A 2,005-nucleotide genomic window follows, 5' to 3' on the forward strand; every position below is an offset into this window, starting at 1 on the left:
AATATATGGATTACACCATTAACATCCTGGACACGCCTGGACACGCCGATTTCGGTGGAGAAGTAGAGCGTATCATGAGCATGGTAGATGGTGTTTTGTTGATTGTTGATGCTTTTGAAGGCTGCATGCCACAAACTCGTTTCGTTTTACGTAAAGCATTAGAAGCAAATGTGACGCCGATCGTTGTTGTGAACAAGATCGACCGTGATAACGCTCGTCCACAAGAAGTTATCAATGAAGTCTATGATCTATTTATTGATCTAGATGCTACAGAAGAGCAATTGGACTTCCCAATCGTATATGCTTCTGGTATTAAAGGAATTGCTGGTAAAGAGCCAGATAACTTATCAGAAGACTTGAAACCATTATTTGATACAATTATTGAAGGCATTCCAGCTCCTGAAGCGAATGAAGAGGAGCCGCTACAATTCCAAGTAACGATGCTTGATTATAACGACTTCCTAGGCCGCATTGGTATTGGTCGCGTTTATCGTGGCGTTATCAATCTAAATGACCAAGTATCCGTTGTAAAGCGTGATGGCAGCATCAAGAGAATGCGTGTACAGAAGCTATTTGGTTTCCAAGGTCTGAACCGTGTGGAACAAAAAACAGCTCGTGCAGGTGATATTATTGCTGTTGCTGGTTTAGAGGATATTAACGTAGGGGAAACGGTTTGCAACGCTGATAAGCCAGATCCATTGCCATTATTGAAAATTGATGAGCCTACACTGCAAATGACCTTCTTGGTTAACAACAGTCCATTTGCTGGTAAAGAAGGAAAGCACGTTACCTCTCGTAAACTCCGCGATCGCTTAATGGCTGAGCTTGAAACAGATGTATCCTTGCGTGTTGAAGAATCTGATTCAGCAGATGCATTCATTGTTTCTGGACGCGGTGAATTGCACTTGTCTATCTTGGTTGAAAACATGCGTCGTGAAGGCTACGAGCTAGGAGTTTCCAAACCAGAAGTAATCATCCGTGAAATTGATGGTGTGAAAATGGAACCAACTGAGCGCCTTATCATTGATGTTCCAGAAGAGCACACGGGTCCTGTAATGGAAACATTGGGAGCTCGTAAAGCTGAAATGGTGAACATGATTAACAATGGTTTTGGACAAGTTCGCTTGGAATTCCTAATTCCTTCTCGCGGATTGATCGGTTATCGTACCGAGTTTATGACCATTACACGTGGTTACGGTATCCTGAATCACTCCTTTGATAGCTATCGCCCGGTTGTACCTGGTATCGTAGGTGGCCGCCGTGCAGGTGTATTGATTTCAAATGATACGGGTACTGCAAGCACATATGGCTTAATGTCAGTAGAAGATCGTGGCGTCATGTTTATCCACCCAGGTACTGATGTGTATGAGGGTATGATTGTTGGAGAACATAGCCGTGATAATGACTTGACTGTTAATGTCATCAAGGAAAAGCACGCTACCAACGTTCGTTCTGCTAACAAGGATGAAACAGTTAAAATGAAAACTCCGCGCATCTTATCGTTGGAAGAAGCACTTGAGTACTTAAACGATGACGAACTGTGTGAAGTAACACCTCAATCCGTTCGACTACGTAAAAAATACTTGAACAAGTCAGATCGTGAACGTTATAACAAAACAAGACGCTTTGAATAAAAAATTCGTCTTGCTAGGCGTACAAATAAATGAGGGAAATCAGCCGTTTTGGAAGCACTCCAAGGCGGCTTTTCTTTTGACTAGGCAAGCAAAGATTGCTACAGTAGACATGTTAGACATAAAGCTCATAGACAACAAAACCACGAGGTGAAATAGATTGAAAATTGGATGTCATATTAGTGTAGCAAAAGGATTAGAAAAGGCTGCTATGCAAGCCGTTCATCTGGGAGCAGAATCCTTTCAGGTGTTCACGAAGAACCCACGGGGACTTAAACCTAAAAAAATTGACCACAAAGATGCAAACAAAGGCGTAGAAATTATGACCAAGCATGGCATTACGCTGGTGTGCCATACGCCTTATATTACAAATC

Annotated in this window: 1 protein-coding gene and 1 pseudogene; both read left to right on the forward strand. The window is 42.3% G+C overall.

Features of this window, described 5'->3' with window-relative positions:
• The coding region (gene typA / locus AYJ08_RS03250) for a translational GTPase TypA (protein ID WP_064016567.1) at window positions 1-1,634 on the forward strand (1,634 nt) is incomplete at its 5' end.
• Window positions 1,635-1,791: 157 nt separating this feature from the next.
• Window positions 1,792-2,005, forward strand: a pseudogene (locus AYJ08_RS03255) (deoxyribonuclease IV); the annotation flags it as partial.

The organism is Brevibacillus sp. SKDU10 (assembly GCF_001645205.1).
Lineage (GTDB): Bacteria > Bacillota > Bacilli > Brevibacillales > Brevibacillaceae > Brevibacillus_B > Brevibacillus_B halotolerans.